At 54.0% G+C, this 21,998-nt stretch carries 35 protein-coding genes and 1 pseudogene; all 36 read right to left on the bottom strand.

The window, feature by feature from the left end:
* Nucleotides 1–219: 219 nt before the first annotated feature.
* On the bottom strand, nt 220–807 hold the full coding sequence (gene rplQ, locus CLV45_RS15135) for a 50S ribosomal protein L17 (RefSeq protein WP_100337304.1): 588 nt from the start codon (nt 805–807) through the stop codon (nt 220–222).
* A gap of 293 nt (nt 808–1,100) precedes the next feature.
* Nucleotides 1,101–2,090: a DNA-directed RNA polymerase subunit alpha gene (locus CLV45_RS15130; protein WP_100337303.1), complete on the bottom strand. Its 990-nt coding sequence runs from the start codon at nt 2,088–2,090 to the stop codon at nt 1,101–1,103.
* Nucleotides 2,091–2,160: 70 nt separating this feature from the next.
* Complete coding sequence (gene rpsD, locus CLV45_RS15125; protein ID WP_100337302.1) at nt 2,161–2,766, bottom strand: 30S ribosomal protein S4; 606 nt, start codon at nt 2,764–2,766, stop codon at nt 2,161–2,163.
* A gap of 130 nt (nt 2,767–2,896) precedes the next feature.
* Complete coding sequence (rpsK, locus tag CLV45_RS15120; RefSeq protein ID WP_100337301.1) at nt 2,897–3,289, bottom strand: 30S ribosomal protein S11; 393 nt, start codon at nt 3,287–3,289, stop codon at nt 2,897–2,899.
* A gap of 76 nt (nt 3,290–3,365) precedes the next feature.
* Nucleotides 3,366–3,743, bottom strand: coding sequence for a 30S ribosomal protein S13 (gene rpsM / locus CLV45_RS15115; protein WP_100337300.1), 378 nt, complete (start codon nt 3,741–3,743; stop codon nt 3,366–3,368).
* A 26-nt stretch (nt 3,744–3,769) separates the two neighbouring features.
* A complete protein-coding gene (gene rpmJ, locus CLV45_RS15110) occupies nt 3,770–3,886 on the bottom strand; it encodes a 50S ribosomal protein L36 (protein ID WP_046246595.1) in 117 nt (38 codons plus the stop codon).
* Between the two features lie 9 nt (nt 3,887–3,895).
* Nucleotides 3,896–4,114 carry a translation initiation factor IF-1 gene (gene infA / locus CLV45_RS15105; RefSeq protein ID WP_086592757.1) on the bottom strand — a complete coding sequence of 73 codons (219 nt, stop codon included), beginning with the start codon at nt 4,112–4,114 and terminating at the stop codon, nt 3,896–3,898.
* A gap of 4 nt (nt 4,115–4,118) precedes the next feature.
* Nucleotides 4,119–4,889, bottom strand: a complete 771-nt coding sequence (map, locus tag CLV45_RS15100) for a type I methionyl aminopeptidase (protein WP_100337299.1) — start codon at nt 4,887–4,889, stop codon at nt 4,119–4,121.
* A 7-nt stretch (nt 4,890–4,896) separates the two neighbouring features.
* Complete coding sequence (secY, locus tag CLV45_RS15095) at nt 4,897–6,219, bottom strand: preprotein translocase subunit SecY (RefSeq protein WP_100337298.1); 1,323 nt, start codon at nt 6,217–6,219, stop codon at nt 4,897–4,899.
* A gap of 13 nt (nt 6,220–6,232) precedes the next feature.
* Nucleotides 6,233–6,679: a 50S ribosomal protein L15 gene (rplO, locus tag CLV45_RS15090; protein ID WP_100337297.1), complete on the bottom strand. Its 447-nt coding sequence runs from the start codon at nt 6,677–6,679 to the stop codon at nt 6,233–6,235.
* A 13-nt stretch (nt 6,680–6,692) separates the two neighbouring features.
* Nucleotides 6,693–6,872, bottom strand: coding sequence for a 50S ribosomal protein L30 (rpmD, locus tag CLV45_RS15085; RefSeq protein WP_100337296.1), 180 nt, complete (start codon nt 6,870–6,872; stop codon nt 6,693–6,695).
* A gap of 6 nt (nt 6,873–6,878) precedes the next feature.
* On the bottom strand, nt 6,879–7,478 hold the full coding sequence (gene rpsE / locus CLV45_RS15080) for a 30S ribosomal protein S5 (RefSeq protein ID WP_240737263.1): 600 nt from the start codon (nt 7,476–7,478) through the stop codon (nt 6,879–6,881).
* 6 nt (nt 7,479–7,484) lie between these two features.
* A complete protein-coding gene (rplR, locus tag CLV45_RS15075; RefSeq protein ID WP_100337295.1) occupies nt 7,485–7,835 on the bottom strand; it encodes a 50S ribosomal protein L18 in 351 nt (116 codons plus the stop codon).
* Between the two features lie 9 nt (nt 7,836–7,844).
* Nucleotides 7,845–8,399 carry a 50S ribosomal protein L6 gene (gene rplF, locus CLV45_RS15070; protein ID WP_100337294.1) on the bottom strand — a complete coding sequence of 185 codons (555 nt, stop codon included), beginning with the start codon at nt 8,397–8,399 and terminating at the stop codon, nt 7,845–7,847.
* An 18-nt stretch (nt 8,400–8,417) separates the two neighbouring features.
* Nucleotides 8,418–8,816: a 30S ribosomal protein S8 gene (rpsH, locus tag CLV45_RS15065; protein ID WP_100337293.1), complete on the bottom strand. Its 399-nt coding sequence runs from the start codon at nt 8,814–8,816 to the stop codon at nt 8,418–8,420.
* 186 nt (nt 8,817–9,002) lie between these two features.
* Nucleotides 9,003–9,272 carry a 30S ribosomal protein S14 gene (gene rpsN / locus CLV45_RS15060; protein ID WP_100337292.1) on the bottom strand — a complete coding sequence of 90 codons (270 nt, stop codon included), beginning with the start codon at nt 9,270–9,272 and terminating at the stop codon, nt 9,003–9,005.
* The gene (gene rplE / locus CLV45_RS15055; protein ID WP_100337291.1) at nt 9,265–9,825 is read right to left on the bottom strand and encodes a 50S ribosomal protein L5; all 561 of its coding nucleotides are present in this window, start codon (nt 9,823–9,825) and stop codon (nt 9,265–9,267) included. The genes rpsN and rplE overlap by 8 nt, the downstream gene beginning before the upstream one ends.
* Nucleotides 9,826–9,840: 15 nt before the next feature.
* Entirely contained in the window at nt 9,841–10,104 is a 264-nt protein-coding gene (gene rplX / locus CLV45_RS15050) for a 50S ribosomal protein L24 (RefSeq protein WP_100337290.1), read from the bottom strand.
* A gap of 4 nt (nt 10,105–10,108) precedes the next feature.
* Nucleotides 10,109–10,477: a 50S ribosomal protein L14 gene (rplN, locus tag CLV45_RS15045; protein ID WP_100337289.1), complete on the bottom strand. Its 369-nt coding sequence runs from the start codon at nt 10,475–10,477 to the stop codon at nt 10,109–10,111.
* 1 nt (nt 10,478) lies between these two features.
* Nucleotides 10,479–10,769 carry a 30S ribosomal protein S17 gene (rpsQ, locus tag CLV45_RS15040; protein WP_100337288.1) on the bottom strand — a complete coding sequence of 97 codons (291 nt, stop codon included), beginning with the start codon at nt 10,767–10,769 and terminating at the stop codon, nt 10,479–10,481.
* Nucleotides 10,770–10,771: 2 nt separating this feature from the next.
* Nucleotides 10,772–10,984 carry a 50S ribosomal protein L29 gene (gene rpmC, locus CLV45_RS15035; RefSeq protein WP_100337287.1) on the bottom strand — a complete coding sequence of 71 codons (213 nt, stop codon included), beginning with the start codon at nt 10,982–10,984 and terminating at the stop codon, nt 10,772–10,774.
* 1 nt (nt 10,985) lies between these two features.
* Nucleotides 10,986–11,411: a 50S ribosomal protein L16 gene (gene rplP / locus CLV45_RS15030; protein WP_100337286.1), complete on the bottom strand. Its 426-nt coding sequence runs from the start codon at nt 11,409–11,411 to the stop codon at nt 10,986–10,988.
* A gap of 39 nt (nt 11,412–11,450) precedes the next feature.
* Nucleotides 11,451–12,341, bottom strand: coding sequence for a 30S ribosomal protein S3 (rpsC, locus tag CLV45_RS15025; protein WP_100337285.1), 891 nt, complete (start codon nt 12,339–12,341; stop codon nt 11,451–11,453).
* 140 nt (nt 12,342–12,481) lie between these two features.
* A pseudogene (gene rplV, locus CLV45_RS15020) lies at nt 12,482–12,832 on the bottom strand (50S ribosomal protein L22); the annotation flags it as partial.
* A gap of 1 nt (nt 12,833) precedes the next feature.
* Nucleotides 12,834–13,112, bottom strand: a complete 279-nt coding sequence (gene rpsS, locus CLV45_RS15015; protein ID WP_044515463.1) for a 30S ribosomal protein S19 — start codon at nt 13,110–13,112, stop codon at nt 12,834–12,836.
* Between the two features lie 3 nt (nt 13,113–13,115).
* Entirely contained in the window at nt 13,116–13,943 is an 828-nt protein-coding gene (gene rplB / locus CLV45_RS15010) for a 50S ribosomal protein L2 (RefSeq protein WP_100337283.1), read from the bottom strand.
* A 37-nt stretch (nt 13,944–13,980) separates the two neighbouring features.
* Nucleotides 13,981–14,268, bottom strand: coding sequence for a 50S ribosomal protein L23 (gene rplW, locus CLV45_RS15005; RefSeq protein ID WP_100337282.1), 288 nt, complete (start codon nt 14,266–14,268; stop codon nt 13,981–13,983).
* Entirely contained in the window at nt 14,268–14,906 is a 639-nt protein-coding gene (gene rplD / locus CLV45_RS15000) for a 50S ribosomal protein L4 (protein ID WP_100337281.1), read from the bottom strand. Before rplD ends, rplW begins: the two co-directional genes overlap by 1 nt.
* Before the next feature lie 6 nt (nt 14,907–14,912).
* Nucleotides 14,913–15,533 carry a 50S ribosomal protein L3 gene (gene rplC / locus CLV45_RS14995; protein WP_100337280.1) on the bottom strand — a complete coding sequence of 207 codons (621 nt, stop codon included), beginning with the start codon at nt 15,531–15,533 and terminating at the stop codon, nt 14,913–14,915.
* Nucleotides 15,534–15,820: 287 nt separating this feature from the next.
* The gene (locus tag CLV45_RS14990) at nt 15,821–17,095 is read right to left on the bottom strand and encodes an O-antigen ligase family protein (RefSeq protein ID WP_100337279.1); all 1,275 of its coding nucleotides are present in this window, start codon (nt 17,093–17,095) and stop codon (nt 15,821–15,823) included.
* Nucleotides 17,096–17,249: 154 nt separating this feature from the next.
* On the bottom strand, nt 17,250–17,555 hold the full coding sequence (gene rpsJ / locus CLV45_RS14985; protein ID WP_022822123.1) for a 30S ribosomal protein S10: 306 nt from the start codon (nt 17,553–17,555) through the stop codon (nt 17,250–17,252).
* Nucleotides 17,556–17,575: 20 nt separating this feature from the next.
* Complete coding sequence (gene fusA, locus CLV45_RS14980; RefSeq protein WP_100337278.1) at nt 17,576–19,720, bottom strand: elongation factor G; 2,145 nt, start codon at nt 19,718–19,720, stop codon at nt 17,576–17,578.
* Between the two features lie 113 nt (nt 19,721–19,833).
* A complete protein-coding gene (gene rpsG, locus CLV45_RS14975; RefSeq protein ID WP_100337277.1) occupies nt 19,834–20,301 on the bottom strand; it encodes a 30S ribosomal protein S7 in 468 nt (155 codons plus the stop codon).
* 84 nt (nt 20,302–20,385) lie between these two features.
* The gene (rpsL, locus tag CLV45_RS14970; protein ID WP_100337276.1) at nt 20,386–20,814 is read right to left on the bottom strand and encodes a 30S ribosomal protein S12; all 429 of its coding nucleotides are present in this window, start codon (nt 20,812–20,814) and stop codon (nt 20,386–20,388) included.
* Nucleotides 20,815–21,177: 363 nt separating this feature from the next.
* Nucleotides 21,178–21,510: a DUF3467 domain-containing protein gene (locus CLV45_RS14965; protein WP_100337275.1), complete on the bottom strand. Its 333-nt coding sequence runs from the start codon at nt 21,508–21,510 to the stop codon at nt 21,178–21,180.
* 12 nt (nt 21,511–21,522) lie between these two features.
* Complete coding sequence (locus CLV45_RS14960) at nt 21,523–21,936, bottom strand: hypothetical protein (RefSeq protein ID WP_100337274.1); 414 nt, start codon at nt 21,934–21,936, stop codon at nt 21,523–21,525.
* Nucleotides 21,937–21,998 lie beyond the last annotated feature (62 nt).

The raw sequence follows: 21,998 nt of genomic DNA, 5'->3' as shown, positions 1-21,998 counted from the left end.
GCCCATGGCTTACCGCCCTGCTGGCTTCTGTTTCATGCCCGCCAACCCGAGCCTGTCACTTCAAACAATTTTGGCCAAACAATTTAAATTGTTTGGCCAAAATTGTTTGAACTCGTTACGGTCCCGAAGCACGCTGCCTCTTCGCTTCTGTAATCCTTAAAAAGCAAAAAGGGACGTACCAGCCGGCACGTCCCTTTTCTATATTAAATTGCTCGAAAACTACGAAGCAGCTTCTTCGGTAGCCTCGTCACGAGTTTCGCCTTCGGTCAGCGTCTCGGTCGGAGCGTCCGTAGCGGCAGCAGCCTCTTCGCTAACTACGGCAGCCGGAGCAGCGGTAGTAGCTTCAGCGGCGGGAGCAGCAGCGTCAGCACCCGACTTCTTCTTGCCGCGCGAGCGACGAGTCGTAGCCTTGGCTTCGCCGGCCGTCTTAGCTTCCAGCAGGGTCTCGTTGTAATCCACCAACTCGATGATGCACACCTCGGCGTTGTCGCCCAGGCGGTTGTCGCTCAGCTTGATGATGCGGGTGTAACCACCGGGACGGGTAGCAATTTTAGCGGCTACCGAGTCGTACAGCTCCTTAATCGACTCCTTGTTCTGCAGCGTAGCGAATACGGTACGGCGCGAGTGCGTCGTGTCGCTCTTCGACTTGGTCAGCAGGGGCTCTACGAACTTGCGCAGGGCTTTGGCTTTAGCCACGGTAGTGGTCAAGCGCTTGTGCAGGATCAGCGACGATGCCATGTTCGACAGCATCGCGTTGCGGTGGGAGGTGGTACGACCGAGGTGGTTGATTTTCTTACCGTGTCTCATTGGTTTGTGCTTCTCAGCAGGAATGTGTGTGCTTGCGTAGGATGACCACGGCGGGCTACCACTTAGTTCGGCGGCCTCATTAGAACCATCCTACCTCGGGCACACTGATGAAAAAGAAATGTGCTAATGTGTTATTAATGTGCTGATGTGCTAATGCTACTTCGGCCAACTAAGGCTTTGCTGTTTCGGTAGCAGATCAGCAGACAAGCAAAATGTGCTAATGCGGCGGTGGATGCTCGGCTAACTCGCATTAGCACATTACCCACATTTACCACATTAGCACATCAGAAATGCTAGTCTTCGTCGAGGCGGTACTTGCCCAGATCCATCCCGAAGGTCAGACCCTTTTCCTCCACGAGGTTTTCAAGTTCGGTCAGCGACTTCTTACCGAAGTTGCGGAACTTCATCATGTCGCTCATGTCCAGCTGCACCAGTTCGCCGAGCGTTTTGATGTCAGCGGCCTTGAGGCAGTTGTAAGCACGTACGCTCAGGTCCATATCCGCCAGGGGCGTCTTTAGAACCTTACGCATGTGCAGCGTCTCTTCGTCTACCGTCTCTTCTTCCTCGGCCTTGGCCGTTTCGAAGGTCATGGTGTTGTCCGAGAACAGCATGAAGTGTTGAATCAGAATGTTGGCCGCACCCTTCAGCGCGTCCTCGGGGTGAATCGAACCGTCCGTCTGAATCTCGATGAGGAGCTTCTCGTAGTCGGTTTTCTGCTCTACCCGGGTATTCTCGATGCTGTACTTCACGTTCTTAATCGGCGTGAAGATGGCATCGATGGCAATTTGCCCGAACACCTGGTCGGCAGGCTTATTCTCCTCGGCTGGTACGTAGCCGCGGCCTTTCTGAATCGTGAATTCAAACTCCAACTCAACCGAAGGATCAACGTTGCAGATAACCATATCTGTGTTGAGTACTTCGAAGCCAGTCGTGAATTTGTTGATGTCACCAGCCGTGAACGTCTCCTGGCCCTTGATGCGGACCGTGATTTTGTCCTCGATGGCGTCGCTCACTTTCTTGAAGCGAACCTGCTTCAGGTTCAGAATGATTTCGGACATGTCCTCAATCACGCCTTCAATCGTCATGAACTCGTGCAGCACACTGGAAGTGCGGACCGACGTGATGGCATAGCCCTCCAGCGACGACAGCAGGATACGGCGCAATGCGTTGCCGATCGTGACGCCGTAGCCTTTCTCCAGCGGTTTAAATTCAAATGTTCCGTAGAAGTCGTCGGATTTCTCCATCACTACTTTCTCCGGCATTTGAAAAGCTAAGATTGACATAAGTGGGGCTTTAAAAATACAACAAGGAAAAAACGAAGTAAGAACCCGACCATAAGCCGGGTTCCACAAATTACTTCGAGTAAAGCTCGACGATGAGCTGCTCCGTGATTTTCTCCGGAATCAGGTCACGCGAGGGGGCGTTCAAGAACTTGCCCACCAATTCCTTGCCGTCCCACTCCAGCCACGAGAAAGCACGCGAGTTGCGGGCGCTCAGGCTGGTGGTAATAGCTTCCAGAGACTTCGATTTTTCGCGAACACCTACTACGTCACCAGCGCGGAGCTTGTACGAGGCGATGTTTACTACTTCACCGTTTACCGTGATGTGCTTGTGCAACACCAGCTGGCGAGCAGCACGACGGGTCGGAGCAATGCCAAAACGATACACCGTGTTGTCCAGACGCGACTCGAGCAGCGCCAGCAGGTTGTCGCCGGTGATGCCGGGCAGAGTTGCTGCTTTGTGGAACAGGTTTTCGAATTGCTTCTCCAGTACACCGTACATGTACTTTACTTTCTGCTTCTCCATCAGCTGCACCGCGTATTCCGACTGCTTCTTGCGGCGGCCACGGCCGTGCTGGCCAGGAGGGTAATTCTTTTTGTTGAGTGCCTTGCTCGGGCCGAAGATTGGCTCTGCGAAGCGACGGGCAATCTTGGTTTTAGGACCAGTATAACGTGCCATTTCGGGGTATTTGAGTTTTGCAGGGGTTGAACCACGCGTGTCGGGCTCCTCGGATGCGGCTCACACGTAGTGCAAGCCGGATCGGAAACCCGACACAGGGGCGAACCAAATGGTTCGCGAGTTCAGTATATCAGACGCGACGACGCTTAGGAGGACGGCAGCCGTTGTGGGGCAGCGGGGTCACGTCGCGGATGGTGGTTACCTCAATGCCCACGTTCTGGAGGGTACGGATAGCCGACTCACGGCCAGCACCCGGACCTTTCACGAATACTTCGGCCTTGCGCATACCCAGGTCGTGGGCCACTTTGGCGCAATCCGTAGCTGCCATCTGAGCAGCGTAGGGCGTGTTCTTCTTAGAACCTTTGAAACCCATCTTACCAGCCGATGCCCAGGAAATAACCTGACCATTGTTGTTGGTGATGGAGATGATGATGTTGTTGAAGGAAGCCTTGATGTGAATCTGGCCAACCTGCTCAACAACGACAACGCGCTTTTTGGCTTTGTCTTTTCTCTTTTGTGCCATTTGGTTATCGCAAAAAACTGCGGAAGGTGTTGAAGCCGGTTCAGAGTCCTGAACCGGCTTCGATTCCCGCTACAATTTATTTAGTAGCTTTTTTCTTGTTGGCAACGGTTTTCCGCTTGCCTTTGCGCGTGCGCGAGTTGTTCTTGGTACGCTGACCACGAACTGGCAGACCTTTGCGGTGACGCAGACCCCGGTAGCAACCGATGTCCATCAGACGCTTGATGTTCAGCTGCACTTCCGAGCGCAGAACACCTTCAGTCTTTACTTCGGCAGCAATGATGCTGCGGATTTCGCCAGCTTCTGCTTCCGTCCAATCCTTTACTTTCTTGTTCAGGTCGATGCCGGCCTTGGTCAAGATTTTCTGTGCGGAAGGACGGCCGATGCCGAAAATGTAGGTCAGCGCGATTTCACCGCGCTTGTTGTCCGGGATATCTACCCCTGCAATACGAGCCATTTGCTTTTTTAAAAAGTCTGGTGCTACTAACCCTGACGCTGCTTGAAGCGGGGGTTCTTTTTGTTGATGACGTACAGCTTGCCGTTGCGGCGAACCAGCTTACAGTCAACACTGCGTTTCTTGACCGAGGTTTTGACTTTCATGTCGTCGGGTTATTTGTAACGGTAAACAATTCGGCCCTTCGACAAGTCGTAAGGGGACATTTCCAGCTTCACCTTATCGCCCGGCAGGATTTTGATGTAGTGCATTCGCATTTTGCCCGAAATGTGAGCAACTAGCTGGTGACCGTTTTCTAATTCCACGCGAAACATGGCGTTTGAAAGGGCTTCCAGAATGACTCCGTCCTGTTCAATGGAGGATTGTTTGGCCATAAGGCTACTGTAAGGCTTTTTCTATGTATTCAAAGGAAGTGAGAATCTCCGCTTTGTCTTTTCGTACTACGACCGTGTGCTCAAAGTGCGCCGAAGGCTTGAAGTCCTTGGTCCGGATAGTCCAGCCATCCTTTTCCTGAACCACGCTCTTCGTACCCAGATTCACCATGGGCTCGATGGCCAGCACTAGGCCCGCTTGCAGCTTAAGCCCCGCCCCACGTTTACCGTAGTTGGGTACTTCGGGCCGCTCGTGGAGCTTCTGACCAATTCCGTGGCCAACAAGTTCCCGCACTACTCCATAACCTTGCTTTTCAACGTGGTTCTGGATGGCGTAACCCAGGTCGCCCATTCGGTTGCCCGCCACTGCCTGTTCAATGCCCAGGTACAGCGACTTTTTGGTTTCTTCCAGAAGCTTGAGCACTTCCGGCGCCACCTCCCCTACTGGGTAGGTGTAAGCACTATCGGCATGGTAGCCGTTCAACAAGACTCCGCAGTCTACCGAAACAACATCTCCGCTCTTTAGCTGATAGTCACTCGGGAAACCATGCACCACGACTGAGTTAGGCGAGATGCAGAGACTGTATTCAAAACCATTATACCCTTTGAAGGAGGGCTGTCCGCCATGGTCCCGGATGAATTCCTCCGCGCGCTGGTCGAGGGCACGCGTCGTAACTCCTTCCTTAATCATGCCCGCAACTTCTCCGTGGGCTTGAGCCAGCACTTTCGCGCTGGTCCGGATGAGTTCTATTTCTTCTTCGGTCTTGTAGATGATCATGACCGAATTAGGATGCCAACGCTACGTTCTGGGTAGAACGGCCACGCAGCTTGCCTGTCTTCATCATACCATCGTAATGGCGCATCAGCAAGTAGCTTTCCACTTGATTCAGCGTGTCCAGCACCACCCCTACCATGATGATCAGCGAAGTGCCACCATAGAAGGCCGAGAACGGACGCGTCACCCCAGCCAGCAAAGCCAACGCCGGGAAGATGGCAATCAGCGCCAGCACTACGGCACCAGGCAACGTGATGTGCGTCAGAATCTCGTCAATGTGCTCCGAGGTGTCGCGGCCGGGCTTAACACCCGGTACGAAACCACCACTACGTTTCAGGTCATCCGCAATTTGGTTCGGGTTAACGCTGATAGCAGTGTAGAAGTAAGTGAAGACAATGATGAGCGTGGCAAATACCACGTTGTACTGCCAGGAGGTGTAGTCCGAGAACTTCTGCCCAACGGTAGCAGCAAAATCACTATCGGCTTGCCAAACGGATGCAACGATGGCGGGCACGAACATCAGCGACTGAGCAAAGATGATCGGCATTACGCCAGCGGCATTTACTTTCAGCGGAATGAACTGACGCTGAGCATTCAGCTGCGTAGTACCACCGACCTGCTTGGCATACTGCACCGGAATCCGGCGAACAGCCTGCGTCAGCACGATTACGGCCATTACCACCAAGAACAGTACCACCAGCTCAATCAGGAAGATCAGGGAGCCCCGCATGCCCTTGGCTGCTGCCTCACCGATAATTGCTCCGGGGAAGCGTGATACAATCCCAATCATAATGATCATGGAAATACCGTTGCCAATGCCTTTGTCCGTAATCTTCTCGCCTAGCCACATGCAAAACAGCGTTCCAGCCGTGATGATGAGCATAGTTGAGAAGGTGAAGAACGGACCGGGAGCAATGATAGCTTCCGCATTGATGGTAGCAATAAAGCCGACCGACTGAGCCATTACAATCGGAATCGTGAGAATTCGAGTGTACTGGTTGATCTTCTTCCGACCTGATTCGCCTTCTTTCTGCAGCTTCTGGAAGTAAGGCACTGCGATGGTCAGCAGCTGCAGTACAATCGAGGCCGAGATATACGGCATGATACCCAGGGCGAAGATTGAGGCATGACTGAAAGCACCGCCGAGCAATGTATCCAGAATACCAAACAGCCCTTGCGCACCACCTTGCTTCAGAAGCGCAGGATCAACGCCGGGCAGCACCACATAGGAACCAAGCCGATAGATGGCAATGAAAAAAAGCGTATTGAAGATCCGCGTACGCAGATCTTCAATCGCAAAAATGTTCTTTATCGTTTCGATAAACTTTTTCATCGCCGATAAGACTTTACAGCGTCACAGCTTTACCACCAGCTTTCTCGATGGCTTCAACAGCCGACTTCGAGAATGCGTGGGCGTGTACCTCCAGTGCAGTGGTAACTTCGCCACGGCCCAGGATTTTGATTTTGGCGTTCTTGGAAACCAAGCCAGCCGATACGAAGTAGGCAACGTCCATGGTGGAAGTGCTGTTCTTCTCGTTGAGGCTAGTCAGAGCATCCAGATTGATGCCTTTGTACTCCACGCGGTTGATGTTCTTGAAGCCGAACTTCGGAACACGACGCTGCAGGGGCATCTGGCCACCTTCGAAGCCAGACTTCTTAGAGTAACCCGAACGAGACTTTTGACCTTTGTGACCACGCGTCGACGTGCCGCCGCGGCCGGAACCCGTACCACGGCCAAGGCGCTTGTTGGTGCGCGTTGAGCCTACGGCGGGTGATAGATTGCTGAGATTCATATCGAGGGGAATCCTAGAGTTCAGTTACTTCCAAGAGGTGCTGCACAGCGGCTACCATACCGGCAACCTGGGGCGTATTTTCTACGGCCTTCGTGCTACCGATTTTACCGAGGCCCAGGGCCTTAACGGTACGCTTTTGACGCTCAGGGCGGTCAATAACGCTTTTCACGAGTTTGATTTGGATCTGCGCCATCGCTGCTTAACCGTTAAAAACTTGGGCCAGAGTGATACCACGCTGCTGAGCAATCTGCATGGGGTCACGCATCTTCAGCAGAGCGTCGAAGGTTGCCTTAACTACGTTGTGGGGGTTCGAAGAACCTTTCGACTTAGCCAGTACGTCCTTGATGCCGGCGCTTTCAAATACGGCACGCATAGCACCACCAGCAATTACACCAGTACCAGCCGCAGCGGGCTGCACGAGCACGAAACCACCGGAATATTTGCCTTCCATCACGTGGGGAACAGTGTGCTTATAGAGCGGCACTTTCACCAAGTTCTTTTTAGCGTCGTCGATACCTTTAGCAATAGCGTCGGTAACTTCGTTGGCTTTGCCGAGGCCGTAACCTACGGTGCCGTTGCCGTCACCTACTACTACGATGGCCGAGAAGCTGAAGCGACGACCACCTTTTACTACTTTGGCAACGCGGTTGATAGCTACTACCTTTTCTTTCAGATCGGATTCGCCGGCGCGGGGAGCTTGCTGCTCACGATTGCCACCACGGTCATTGCCACCACCCCGACGGTCGTTGCCGCCACGGTCATTGCCACCACCACGGGGGTTGTTGTTGAATTCTGCCATGATGATTTAGAAATTGAGGCCGCCTTCGCGGGCTCCTTCTGCCAATGATTTTACGCGGCCGTGGTAGAGGTAACCCGAACGGTCAAATACCACTTTCGAAATTCCTTTTTCCTGAGCACGGGAGGCAAGTTCTTTGCCTACTGCGGCAGCCAGGGCGACTCCGTTGCCCTCTTCCACCGAAACGTGCTTCGAGGAAGCAGCCGCCAACGTACGGCCAGTGGTGTCGTCAATAATCTGAGCATAGATGCCCGTATTGCTGCGGAACACTGACAAACGTGGACGCTCGGACGTGCCAGCCACCTTAGTGCGGATGATGCGCTGGATCCGTTTTCTTCTAGTTGCTTTATCGAAAGCCATGATGCGAAATTATTTCGAAGCCGTTTTACCAGCCTTACGACGAATTTGCTCACCCACGAAGCGCACGCCTTTGCCTTTGTAGGGCTCAACTTTGCGCAGCGAGCGAATCTTAGCTGCTACCTGGCCCAGCAATTGGTTATCAATGCTGTTCAGGGTAACAATTGGGTTCTTACCTTTTTCGGTTACGGCCGTAGCGGTAACTTCTTTCGGCAAGGCCAGGAAGATGTTGTGCGAGTAACCCAGCGACAATTCCAGCGTAGTACCGGCCATTGCTGCTTTGTAACCTACACCTACCAGTTCCAGCTTCAGCTCAAACCCGTTGCTTACACCGTTGACCATATTGTTGATCAGCGAGCGATACAAACCGTGCATGGCCTTGTGGCGCTTCTGCTCGGTTGGACGCTCAACCACCAGCTGGCCGTCGGCTTGGGTAAGGGTAATGTCGCGGTCAACCGGGGTAGTCAGGGTGCCTTTCGGGCCCTTCACCGTAACGGTGTTTTCGTTGCTCACTTCAACCTGAACGCCCGAGGGCAGGCTGATGGGCAGTTTACCAATGCGTGACATAGTCTCGTTTCTCCTCGATTAGTAAACGTGGCACAATACTTCACCACCCACGTTCTGGGCTTTCGCCTCTTTCTCCGTCATCACCCCTTTCGAGGTCGACAGGATAGCAATACCCAGGCCGCTGAGTACGCGCGGCATGTTCTCCACGTGAGCATACTGACGCAGACCGGGGGTGCTGATGCGCTCCAGTTTGGTGATAGCAGGCTGCTTCGTAGTGGGGTTGTACTTCAAGGCAATCTTGATGGTGCCCTGTACCGAAGAGTCATCAAAGCGGTAGCTCTGGATGTAACCCTTGTGGTAAAGCACTTTCGTGATTTCCTTTTTGATGTTGCTGGCCGGAATTTCAACTACCCGGTGGTTTGCCTTGATGGCATTGCGCACCCGGGTCAGGAAGTCGGCAATTGGATCTGTATTCATTGTGTAGATGAGAGCAGCCCGTTTTTTAGGGAGCCGCAAAGATATGAAAATTTCGCCGCCATTTGAAAGTGGCGACGAAATTTTCGGTTAAGACTACTTGGCTCGACTTATTGAGGCTCGGCCAATGGTTTCTTTCGGCAACCTGCCAAATATCACGGTCTTAGTGTGAGTAAGACCAAAGCTGTGTTACCAGCTCGACTTCGTTACGCCGGGGATCTTACCAGCCAGTGCCATTTCGCGGAACGTAACGCGGCTGATGCCGAACTTACGCATGTAACCACGAGGACGACCGTTGATTTTATCCCGGTTGTGGATGCGCACGGGCGAGGCGTTGCGGGGCAGCTTGTCCAGGCCTTCGTAATCGCCGGCGGCTTTCAGAGCCTTACGCTTCTCAGCGTAACGTTCTACCGTAGCGATGCGCTTTCTTTCTCTTGCTTTGACGGATTCCTTAGCCATTGTTCTGTTTCTTGGCGTTAGCGAACGGCATTCCGAAAGCTTTGAGGAGCTCGTAGCTCTGCTCGTCGTTCTCGGCGGTCGTTACGAAGGTAATGTCCATACCCGAGATTGACTTGATCTTGTCGATCGAAATTTCGGGGAAAATGATCTGCTCCTTGATACCGAGGGTATAGTTACCCCGGCCGTCAAAGCCTTTGTCATTGATGCCTTTGAAGTCGCGCACCCGGGGGAGAGCAACCGTCAGCAAACGGTCCATGAACTCGTACATCTGCTCGCCGCGCAGGGTAACGCGGGCGCCGATGGGCATGCCTTCACGGAGTTTGAAGTTCGACACCGAACGCTTGGCAATGGTCGCAACGGCTTTCTGACCCGTGATGGTCGTCAGCTCGTCCACACCATTGTCAACCAGCTTCTTGTCGGCTACTGCCGAACCAATACCGCGGTTGATGCAGATCTTGGTGATGCGTGGTACCTGCATGATGCTCTTGAACTGGAATTTCTCCTGGAGCGCGGGTACTACTTCTTTTTGATATATATCTTTCAGTCGGGCCATTGTCGTCGTACCGGGTTAGGCGTTTTTCGATTCAACTGCCTTCACGTTGGATACGTGGATGGGGGCTTCGATCTTGGTGATACCCCCTTGCGGGTTCTTAGCACTAGGTTTGTTGTGCTTGGTCACCAGGTTCAGACCTTCCACGATAACGCGCTGCGTCGAACGGTTTACCGACTTGATAACGCCGGTCTTGCCACGCTCATCACCAGCAATTACCAGAACGGTATCACCAGTTTTGACGTGCAGTTTCACGGGCTGAGCTTTCGTCTTCGTTGCCATGTGCTTAGAGAACTTCAGGAGCTAGTGAAACAATTTTCATGAACTGACGCTCACGCAACTCACGGGCTACGGGGCCGAAGATACGGGTACCGCGGGGCTCGTCGTTGTTGTTGAGCAGAACGGCGGCGTTGTCGTCGAAGCGGATGTACGAACCGTCTTTACGGCGTACTTCTTTCTTGGTACGAACAACTACTGCTTTCGACACAGTGCCTTTCTTAGCGTTGCCGGAGGGCAGAGCCGACTTGATCGAAACAACGATCTTGTCGCCTACGCTGGCGTATTTCTTGCCCGTGCCACCGAGGACACGGATGCAGAGAACTTCTTTGGCGCCGCTGTTATCAGCGACGGTCAGACGGGATTCTTGCTGTATCATCTTACTTGGCGCGTTCTAGAATTTCTACCAATCTCCAGCGCTTGTTCTTGCTCAGAGGGCGGGTCGACATGATGCGAACCGTATCCCCTTCGCCGCATTCGTTGTTCTCGTCGTGGGCCATAAACTTGGTCGACTTGGTAACGAACTTACCGTAGATCGGGTGCTTCATTTTGCTTTCTACCACAACCGTGATGGACTTGTCCATTTTGGTCGAGGAAACGCGCCCGATGATTTCTTTCCGCAGGTTCCGCTCTTCGGCGGTTGCTACCTGCTGTTCTTCGTTGCTTGCCATCGTTATTTAGCAGTTTGGTTTGCCTGCTCGTTTTCGCGACGGGTCAACTCAGTCTTCAGACGAGCTACGGTACGGCGGCTGTGCTTCAGGCGAACTGGGTTTTCCAGGGGCGAAATGGCGTGTGCGAAACGCAGTGCCTGGCCGCTGGTTTGTTCAGTCTTGATTTGCTCCTTCAGCGCTTCTAGCGAAAGGGCTTGGATTTCTGCGTTCTTCATCTTACTTGTTCTCTTCGTAGTCGCGACGAACAACAAACTTAGTTTTCACTGGCAGCTTCTGCGCAGCTAAACGCAGGGATTCCTGAGCCACTTCCAGCGGCACGCCGTCCGATTCGAACATGATGGTGCCGGGCTTCACGCAGGCTACCCAATATTCGGGGCTACCCTTACCCTTACCCATCCGAACCTCAGCGGGCTTCTTGGTAATTGGCTTATCGGGGAAAATACGGATCCATACTTGACCTTCCCGTTTCATGGCGCGGGTCATGGCGATACGAGCTGCCTCAATCTGGCGAGCCGTAATCCAAGCCACTTCCAACGACTTGATAGCGAAGGAACCGAAGTCTATGGAGCTGCCGCGGTAGGCTAGGCCTGTTACGCGACCCTTTTGCATCTTGCGATACTTGGTCCTTTTCGGTTGTAACATGAGTTATCGAAAATTGAAATTCTGGAAAAGAGAAAAGGACTAGCGACGGGGGCCGCCCTGACCGCCGCCACGGTTGGCACCACCGGGTGCTCCACCGCCACGACGCTGGCCGCCGCCCTGGCCGCCACGGTTATCACCACCCTGGCCACCGCCACGGTTGTCACCGCCACGGTCGTTCCGGTCCCGACGCGGGCCACGGTCGCCGCCACGGTCGCCACGCTCACCACGGGGGCCACGGTCGTTGCCGCCGCCACGGGTGTCGTTGCCCTGGTTGGCAGGCTGCTGGTTCGGCGACAAGTCGGGCTTGCCGAATACCTCACCACGCATGATCCACACCTTGATGCCGATCTTGCCATACACGGTCTGCGCTTCCGACAGAGCATAGTCGATGTCGGCGCGCAGGGTGTGCAGCGGGGTGCGGCCTTCTTTGTACTGCTCGGAACGAGCAATTTCGGCGCCACCCAAACGGCCACCGCACTGAATCTTGATGCCTTCGGCACCAACACGCATTGCAGCCTGGATAGACATCTTCATAGCGCGACGGAACGAGATACGAGCCTGCAGCTGCTGAGCGATGCTTTCGCCTACGAGCTTGGCGTCGAGTTCCGGACGCTTAATTTCGAAGATGTTGATCTGAACGTCCTTGCTGGTGATCTGCTTCAGCTCGTCCTTGATCTTGTCAACTTCCTGACCGCCTTTACCGATTACCACCCCCGGACGAGCCGTGTTGATGGTAATGGTGATGCGCTTCAGGGTACGCTCGATTACGATGCGGCTGATGCCACCTTTCGGGATACGAGCGAGTACGTATTTGCGGATTTTTTCGTCCTCAACCAGCTTGTCGGCAAAGTCCTTGCCGCCATACCAGTTCGAGTCCCACCCTTTGATGACGCCCAGACGGAAGCCAACCGGATTTACTTTCTGTCCCATAGTGCTTATGCGGTGGCTTCAGCCGAGGTTTCGTTGGATTTCTTAGCCGAGCTACGACGAGTAGTTTTCTTCGGAGCCTCAGCAACAGCGTCAGTAGCAGGTTTGGTTTCAGCAGCCTGCTTTACAGCAGCCTTGCTTCCCAGTGCTTCTACTTTGGTGTCGATGGTCAGCGTCACGTGGTTGCTACGCTTGCGGATGCGGTGACCACGACCCTGAGGGGCGGGACGCAAACGCTTCAGCTGACGACCTTCATCAACGAAAATCTCTTTGATGTAGAGGTTAGCATCCTCGATACGCTCGTCCTCGTTCTTCTGCTGCCAGTTGGCCAGGGCCGACAGGAGCAGTTTCTCGATTTTCTCAGCGCCCGAGTTAGCTTCGAACTTCAGCAAGCCCAGAGCACGGGTCACTTTCTGACCACGTACCAGGTTGGCTACCATGCGCATCTTGCGAGGCGAGGTAGGCACGTTACGGAGTTTAGCGGTAGCTTCCATATTAGCGCTTGCCTTTATCTTTCTTGGCGATGTGGCCACGGAAGTTACGGGTGGGGGCAAACTCACCGAGTTTGTGACCTACCATGTTCTCCGTTACATACACCGGGATGAACTTATTGCCGTTGTGAACGGCGAAGGTGTGGCCTACGAAGTCGGGCGAAATCATCGAGCGGCGCGACCAAGTCTTCACCACCGACTTTTTGCCGGAATCTTCCATTGCCGTGACTTTCTTCTCGAGCCGGAAGTCAATGTACGGCCCTTTTTTTAGCGAACGTGCCATTGGTTACTTCTTGCCTTTACGGTTAACGATGAGCTGCTCGGAGTACTTGTTCTTGTTGCGGGTCTTCTGACCCTTAGCGAAGATACCGTTGCGGCTGCGTGGGTGACCACCCGACGAACGACCTTCACCACCACCCATGGGGTGATCCACGGGGTTCATGGCAACACCACGAACACGTGGGCGACGACCCAACCAACGGTTACGACCGGCTTTGCCGAGACGTACGTTCATGTGGTCACCGTTCGAAACCGTACCAACCGTAGCCATGCAGGTAACGAGTACCATGCGCATCTCGCCGGAAGGCAATTTCAGAGTTGCGTATTTCTCTTCGCGAGCTACGAGCTGGGCATAGGTGCCAGCCGAGCGAGCGATAGAAGCACCGCCACCGGGCATCAGCTCGATGTTGTGCACGATCGTACCCAGCGGAATTTCGCGCAGGGACAGAGCGTTGCCAACTTCGGGAGCTACACCAGGGCCCGATACTACTACCGTACCTACTTCCAGACCAGCGGGCGCGATGATGTAGCGCTTTTCGCCGTCGGCGTAGCTCAGCAGAGCGATGCGGGCAGTGCGGTTCGGATCGTATTCAATCGTTTTGACGGTAGCCGGAACACCAGCCTTGTCACGCTTGAAGTCGATTACCCGATACTTCTGCTTGTGACCACCACCGATGTAGCGGTTGGTCATTTTTCCGGATTCATTCCGGCCACCGGATTTTTTCAGGGGTGCCAACAGCGACTTCTCCGGCGTCGACGTCGTAATCTCGTCGAAGCCCGGTGCGATGCGGAAGCGCTGACCCGGTGATGTTGGTCTTAGTTTTTTGAGTGCCATTTTATCTTAAAATGCGCGTTTCGTCGGTTGCCCGACCTTAGATACCGTTATAGAAGTCGATTACGTCGCCTTCTTTCACGGTTACAATAGCCTTTTTCCCATGGGGACGACGACCCGAAACGGAGCCGCCCTTGGTGAATTTCGACTTCAGCTTGCCGTTGGTGCGGATCGTGCTAATGCCCGTTACCGTTACCCCGTACAGAGCCTCGATTTCCTTTTTGATCTGAACCTTGTTGGCCGTGCGCTCTACTTCGAAAGCGTACTGACCTTTTTCGTTCAGGGCCGTGGCCTTCTCGGTCACGATAGGTTTCTTCAGCGTGCTCATTACTCAGCGGTAGTATAGAGTTGTTCCAAGGATTTCAACCCGTCTTCCGACAGCAGCAAGGTGTCCGTGTTCAGCAGGTCGTGGGTGTTCAGGGCTACGGGGGTAGCTACCTTCACGCGCTGGATGTTACGGGCCGAGAGCAGCACGTTCTTGTCGGCTTCAGCGGCAACGAACAAGGTTTTCTTGCCGTTGTTGAGCTTCAGACCGTTCAAGATCGAGAGGAAATCTTTCGTTTTAGGAGCGCTCAGCGAGATGTTCTCCACCAGAGCAACCTTGCCATCCTGGGCCAGTACCGACAGAGCGGAGAGACGGGCCAGACGCTTGGTCTTTTTGTTCAGCTTGAAGCCGTAGTCGCGGGGCTCGGGACCGAATACGCGGCCACCACCAACGAAAACTGGCGACTTCATGCTGCCGGCGCGGGCACCGCCCGTACCTTTTTGTTTCTTGAGCTTCTTCGTGGTGCCGTGCACCTCGTTGCGCTGCTTCGACTTGTGCGTGCCCTGGCGCTGGTTAGCCAAGTACTGCTTCACGTCGAGGTACATCACGTGCTCATTCGGCGTGAGGCCGAAGATGGCGTCGGACAGGGTTACCTTGCGGCCGGTGTCCTCACCTTTGATGTTATATACTGACAGTTCCATCTCGCGTTATTTTTCCAGGACCACGTAAGAGTTCTTGGCACCGGGAATAGAGCCGCTCACCAGAATCAGATTCTTGTCGGCCACTACGCGCATCACTTTCAGGTTCTGCACTTTTACCCGGTCGTTGCCCATGCGGCCACCCATGCGCATTCCTTTGAATACGCGCGAAGGCCAGGAGCAAGCACCGATAGAACCAGGGTGACGCAGACGGTTGTGCTGACCGTGGGTCTGCCCGCCTACACCGGCAAAGTTGTAGCGCTTTACTACGCCCTGGAAACCTTTACCTTTTGAGGTACCAACTACATCGACAAACTCGCCTTCTTCGAAGAGGCTAGCGTCGATGGTGGCGCCTGCAGCGTACGTCGATTCCGCGTCGAGGCGGAATTCAACCAGCTTTTTCTTGGGGGTGGTACCGGCTTTAGCGAAGTGACCAGCCAGAGCTTTGGTCGTGTTCTTCGCTTTTTTCTCGCCGTAGCCAACCTGAACGGCGGTGTAACCGTCGTTGGCCAGCGTTTTAACCTGCGTCACTACGCACGGACCCGCTTCGATGAGCGTGCAGGGAATGTTTTTCCCGTCCGGAGTGAAGAGGCTTGTCATACCGATTTTTTTACCGATGATGCCAGGCATTCTGTTAGATTTTATGAAAAGACGCAATAAGAAAACGCCCAAATAGCGTTTTCGGAATGGGAGTGCAAAGCTAGCAAATAGTTAGGGCATAATCCAACCCCGCTCCGAAATATTTTCAGAATCACTTAGTTGACTCCGGCAAGCAGCTATTCGCTCAGTTTCAGGACCTTTCCGCTCCCACCAATCCCTGGTAACGGGAGGGCATGAAGGAGCCCAACCTCGGCCGCAAGTGCTCGGCGCAAGGTTGGGCTCCTAAAAAGTACAATAACTCGACTCAAACTGCCTGCTTACGCCGGCCGCCAGCCTTGCGGCGCATCGGTTGCCGGGCGCAGCCCGTTTAGCCCAAGCAGAATAAAAAGTAGGGAGTAGGTCAGGCCAATCTGGGTTTCCAGCGTGTATTCCACTAGAAAGGACAAGGACACGATGACGTATTGGATAATAACCAATGGAGCAAAACGGGGCCAGGTCCAGAGCAGTGGATAGTAAAAGCACAGGGTAAAGATCAGTACCCCCACCAAGCCGAAAGCTACGGCCGAGTAGATAAACTGATTGTGGGGCTGAATGTAGGATTGCGGATGGATACTTGGATAATCCTGCCCGTAGTGCTTGGCCATTTCCTCGGGCATGTCGGCCTTGCTTACGCCAAACCACGGGTTGTCTTTTACCAGCTTGGCGGCCACTTTGTAGGAATACACCCGGGCAACGAGGGAGTAATTATTCGCGGCATCGGTATTGTCGACCTTACTTAAGTCGTCTTGGGTATTCACGAATTTATTCCGGAATGTGGGGAAGCAGGCATAGCTTACCACGGGTAGTATCATCAGCACCACTGCTACGACCAAAGCCCGGCGGTAAGCACGTTGACTCACCAGCAGCCAACCGGCCATCAGAATGCCTACCGCGTAAAAGGTAACCAAACCGCTTCGTACAGCCAGCAGATGCTGGAACAGCGCCAGCACTACCACACTTACGCTCAGCAGCTGGCGCTGGCGCTTCGTCGACTCCGGGGCGAAAGTCAGCAGCACCACAGCGGCGGCAGTGGCCAGCGTCACCATCAGGCTGAACCGAATATGGTCGGGCTCCGTCGGCATAATCTTCGAGTGCAGGTACATCTCGTTGATTTCAGCCGCGTGCAGCAAGTAATTACCAGTAGCGGCTACTGCGGCTACCACTACGCAACCAATAAAGAGTTGCCAAAGCTGAATAAGGTAGCGGCTCGGCAACGCTGGCAGCAGCCAGAAGGCTAAGGGCAACAGCAGAAAGGGGGACTGCAGCACCACGTCTTTGGTATACTCCCCCAGGTTGTGCGGGCTGGTCGTAAATCCTGCCGCAACGTGCAGGCCAAACACGCAGGCCAATGCGGCATAGCCCCGCCAATCGTTGTGGCTCCGCTTCTGCCCACGGTGTACCACTGCGTAACAGATGGCAGTAAGGGTAATTCCGATAATACCGATGCTGGGCAGAATTCGGAAGAAGTCGGCCACGAACAACCCCACGATAATAAAGGAGCAGAATACTGCTGCGGCTATGGTCAGGCGTGGAATTGTCAGGATTAACTGCATACAATCGTACAACGTGAATTTGTCGGAGCCTCCCTCCTACTTCAAGGTAGAGCACAACTCAACGGTGCAAGTTGCTTAGGATATATAAGAAAACACCCCACCAGTTCGAAAACTGATGGGGTGTTTGTCCTATTCATTGCGGTGAAACCGGTCCTCAGACTTTGATTTCAACGTCAACGCCGCTGGGCAGCTCAAGCTTCATCAGGGCATCTACCGTCTTCGACGAAGTCGAGTAGATATCCACGAGGCGCTTGTAGGTGCAGAGCTGGAACTGCTCACGCGACTTCTTGTTCACGTGGGGCGAACGAAGAACGGTGAATTTTTCTTTGTCGGTCGGCAATGGAATTGGACCGCTTACGATAGCGCCCGTAGCCTTCACCGCCTTCACAATCTTCTCCGACGATTTGTCCACCAGGTTGTGGTCGTAGGATTTGAGTTTAATGCGAATTTTCTGGTTCATGTCTGTAATGTGGAAGCGGATTAGCGAATGGCGTTACCCTTTTGCTTGGCGATGATACCTTCGGCGAGGTTCTGGGGAACCTGATCGTAGTGCGAGAACGTGAGCGACGCCGAAGCGCGGCCCGACGAAATCGTACGGAGCGTGGTTACGTAGCCGAACAGCTCCGACAGCGGAACGTCAGCCTTGATTACGTTCAGACCACCTTTGGTATCGAGGCCCTTCATGATGCCGCGGCGACGGTTCAAGTCACCGGTTACCGAACCCGTGTACTCGTCGGGCGAAACTACTTCAACGGCCATGATGGGCTCGAGCAGTTTCGGACCAGCCAAGCGGCCGGCTTCGCGGAAACCACCACGGGCCGCGAGTTCGAACGACAGGGCGTCCGAGTCAACGTCGTGGTAGGAACCGTAGAACAGACGCACGCGCATGCCTTCGATGGGGAAGCCCGCCAACGGACCGTTCTTCATGGCTTCTTCGAAACCTTTCTGAACCGGCGCAATGAATTCGCGGGGGATAACACCACCCGTGATGTCGTTTACGAACTCCAGACCGGGTTTCTCCGGATCGGTCAGTTTCGGACCGAGTTCGAATACGATGTCACCGAATTTACCACGACCACCCGTTTGCTTCTTATACGTCTCGCGGTGTTCCACGGACTTAGTCAGAATCTCTTTGTAGGCAACCTGAGGAGCACCCTGGTTGATTTCAACCTTGAACTCCCGACGCATCCGGTCGATGATGATTTCAAGGTGAAGCTCACCCATACCTTTCAACACGGTCTGGCCGGTCTCGGGGTCGGTCTGAACAACCAGCGTGGGGTCTTCTTCCACAAGTTTGGCAATAGCCATACCCATTTTATCAACGTCAGCCTGAGTTTTGGGCTCAATGGCGTAGCCGATAACGGGCTCAGGGAAGCTCATCGACTCCAGTACCACGCGCGACTTCTCGTCGGTCAGCGTGTCACCGGTTTTGATGTCTTTGAAGCCAACACCCGCAGCAATGTCACCCGCCTGAATCTTATCGATTGGGTTCTGCTTGTTGGAGTGCATCTGCATCAGACGCGAGATACGCTCTTTCTTGTTCGTGCGGTTGTTGTGCACGTACGAGCCAGCATCCAGCACGCCGCTGTAGCAGCGGAAGAAGCACAAGCGACCTACGAAGGGGTCAGTGGCGATTTTGAAGGCCAGAGCCGTGAAAGGCTCGCTGTTGTCGGGGTGACGCTCAACGGACTCCCCGGTGTCGGGGTCCGTACCAACGATGGCCGGCATGTCGAGCGGCGAAGGCAGGTAAGCCATAACGCCGTCCAGCATCGACTGAACACCTTTGTTTTTGAAAGCGGAGCCGCACATTACGGGCGAGAACTTCATGTCGATAACCGCCTGGCGGATAACAACCATCATTTCCTCGCGGGTAATGGAGTCCGGATCGTCGAAGAATTTCTCCAGCAGACGGTCGTCGTACTCGGCAACGCTCTCAACGAGCTTCTGACGCCACTCGGCTACGGTCTCCACCAGATCCTCGGGAACGGGGATTTCGTGGTACGACTTGCCTTGGGTAGCGTCATCCCATACGATAGCCTTACCCGTCAGCAGGTCGACAACACCTTTGAAGGTGTCTTCGGCGCCGATTGGGATTTGCAGGGGCACGGGGTTAGCGCCGAGCTTGTCTTTGATTTCGCTAACAGCCTTGAAGAAGTCAGCACCGGCACGGTCCATCTTGTTGACGAAGCAGATGCGGGGCACCTTGTACTTGTCAGCCTGACGCCATACGGTTTCCGACTGGGGCTCAACGCCCGAAACGGCGCAGAACAGAGCAACGGCACCATCGAGTACACGCAGCGAGCGTTCAACTTCTACCGTGAAGTCAACGTGGCCGGGAGTATCGATGAGGTTGATCTTGTACTGCTTGGTCTCCGGGGTTGGGTCACCTTTCGCGTCGGTGGGGTAATTCCAGAACGTAGTGGTAGCAGCCGAAGTGATGGTGATACCACGCTCCTGCTCCTGCTCCATCCAGTCCATCGTGGCGGCACCTTCGTGCACTTCCCCGATTTTGTGGGTCTTACCGGTGTAGTAGAGAATGCGCTCCGAAGTCGTGGTCTTACCGGCGTCGATGTGCGCCATAATCCCGATGTTCCGGAGGTATTGCAGGTCTTTATTAACAGCCATTGCTTTTATTGGGGTCTTAGATACTTAAGGTCTTAAGGTCTTGGGCTACTCAACAGAACAATCCGTCAAAAAAATCCAAGTCCTTAAGACCCTATAGTGCCTAATAACGATTGTTAGAAGCGGAAGTGCGAGAAGGCCTTGTTGGCTTCAGCCATGCGGTGGGTGTCGTCCTTCTTCTTCACGGAAGCACCTTCACCTTTCGCAGCGGCAATGATTTCGCCAGCCAGCTTGTCCTTCATGGTTTTCTCACCACGACGACGAGCGTACTGAATCATCCACTTAGCACCTACCGAGATACGACGGTCGGGGCGAACTTCGATCGGCACCTGGAAGGTAGCACCACCTACGCGGCGGCTCTTCACTTCTACGGTCGGCATCACGTTGTTCAGGGCTTTGCGCCACATTTCCAGGCCGTTTTCCTTGGTGCGCTGCTCAACCAGTTCGCAGGCATCGTAGAAAATGGTGTAGGCCAGGTTCTTCTTTCCGTCATACATCATGTAGTTGACGAAACGAGTTACCAAGGTCTCCTTGTACTTAGGATCGGGAAGCAGGATGCGCTTCTTTGGTTTTGACTTTCTCATGAGCTTAGAAATGAGGGTGAGTAGCGGGAAGTGGGATAAGAACCATGTGCTATCCAGCACTGCGCGCTACCACACTCGTATCAATTACTTTTTCTTGCCGGGTGCTGGTTTGCCGCCTTTGCCCGTAGCAGCAGGCTGACCTGGCTTGGGACGCTTGGCGCCATACTTCGAACGACGCTGGGTACGGCCGTTTACACCGGCAGTATCGAGGGCGCCACGGATGATGTGGTAACGTACACCGGGAAGGTCTTTCACCCGGCCACCACGGATCAGCACGATGCTGTGCTCCTGCAGGTTGTGGCCTTCACCAGGGATGTAGGCGTTAACTTCTTTGCCGTTGGTGAGGCGCACACGGGCAACCTTACGCATAGCCGAGTTCGGCTTCTTAGGCGTGGTGGTGTACACCCGGGTGCAAACGCCACGGCGCTGCGGGCACGAGTCAAGAGCCGGCGACTTTGACTTCGTCGTCAGCTTCTCGCGGCCTTTTCGTACTAATTGGTTAATGGTAGGCATCTACGGAATGGTTTGTCAAGGAGGGTTCTCTCCCAAAAAATTAGGCTTGCAAAGGTATAAAAGCTACTCGGAAATAGCAAACAGGTTGAAATAGTTTGTCTTAGGAAACCATAGAAGAGCTTCTTATGCGCTTCAAACCATCTATTCCAACCAGCTGCCCGCACAAAAAAAGCCTTACGGACGAGTCCATAAGGCTTTTTCAGGGTAAATACGTTCGTTGAGGCTACGTCTTTTAGTCTAGGCCTGCTCCATAGTGTCGTCTGCCTAACGTAGCTCTCCTTTTAGCCCGTTTTTGTATTCAACGAAGAAGCGGCTTCTATCTTCCCGATAAAAGCCGCTTCATACGCTGTATTATTCCGAGGTCTAGGCCTCTCCCACCGTGCCGCCAAATCCCAGCGGGTAGCTGGGCATATCATTTTGCTGCTTGATTGGACCGAACGTCTGTTCAAAACGCTCTACGTTGTCGGCCAAGGCCGACAGCAGCCGCTTGGCATGCTCGGGCGTGACGATGATGCGGGCTTTGACCTTGGCTTTGGGCACGCCGGGCATGAGGCGAATGAAGTCGATGACAAACTCGCTGCTGCTGTGCGCTATCATGGCTAGGTTAGCATACTCGCCTTCGGCAATGGCCTCCGAGAGTTCGATGTTGATGGCGTTGGGGTCCTGAGGTCCGGGAATTTCCTGGGGTTCGTTCATGAGGTCATTATTTTACTGATTGCTGAAAGTAGACTCAATGAAGTCCATTACTTCAGCCACTGTTACGCTAAATACCCCGGCTTGTCCTGCCAGAAAGGCTTCCCGCCAGAGTTCATAACCTTCTTCAAAATCAGGAAGCGTGGCGGCATGGCGTACTACATGAGTTACACTGGCAGTTAGAGCTTCCTCGGAAAAGGGCAGATGGGACGCCGTGGTGCCGGGCTTTCCATCCGGGTTGGGTGTTTTTAGCTTCAACCCATCTACGTGTATGTGCACGGCAACTTCGGTACCATGCTGCAACTCCACCTTGACTACTGTTAACACGGAACCCGTTTCAGTTGGCCTCGTGTGGTACTCCCAGACTTGCCCGACCTGAAACCTGGAAGTAGTAATGTCAACTAAAGGAACCGGGACATCGGCTGCCATACGTAATAAGTAAGATGAGGAAGAGTTGCTGCTAAAGCTACTAAAAAGAAAAAGCCGACCGG

The sequence above is a fragment of the Hymenobacter chitinivorans DSM 11115 genome (assembly GCF_002797555.1).
GTDB classification, from domain to species: domain Bacteria; phylum Bacteroidota; class Bacteroidia; order Cytophagales; family Hymenobacteraceae; genus Hymenobacter; species Hymenobacter chitinivorans.
This window is presented reverse-complemented; position numbering and strand designations above follow the sequence as displayed.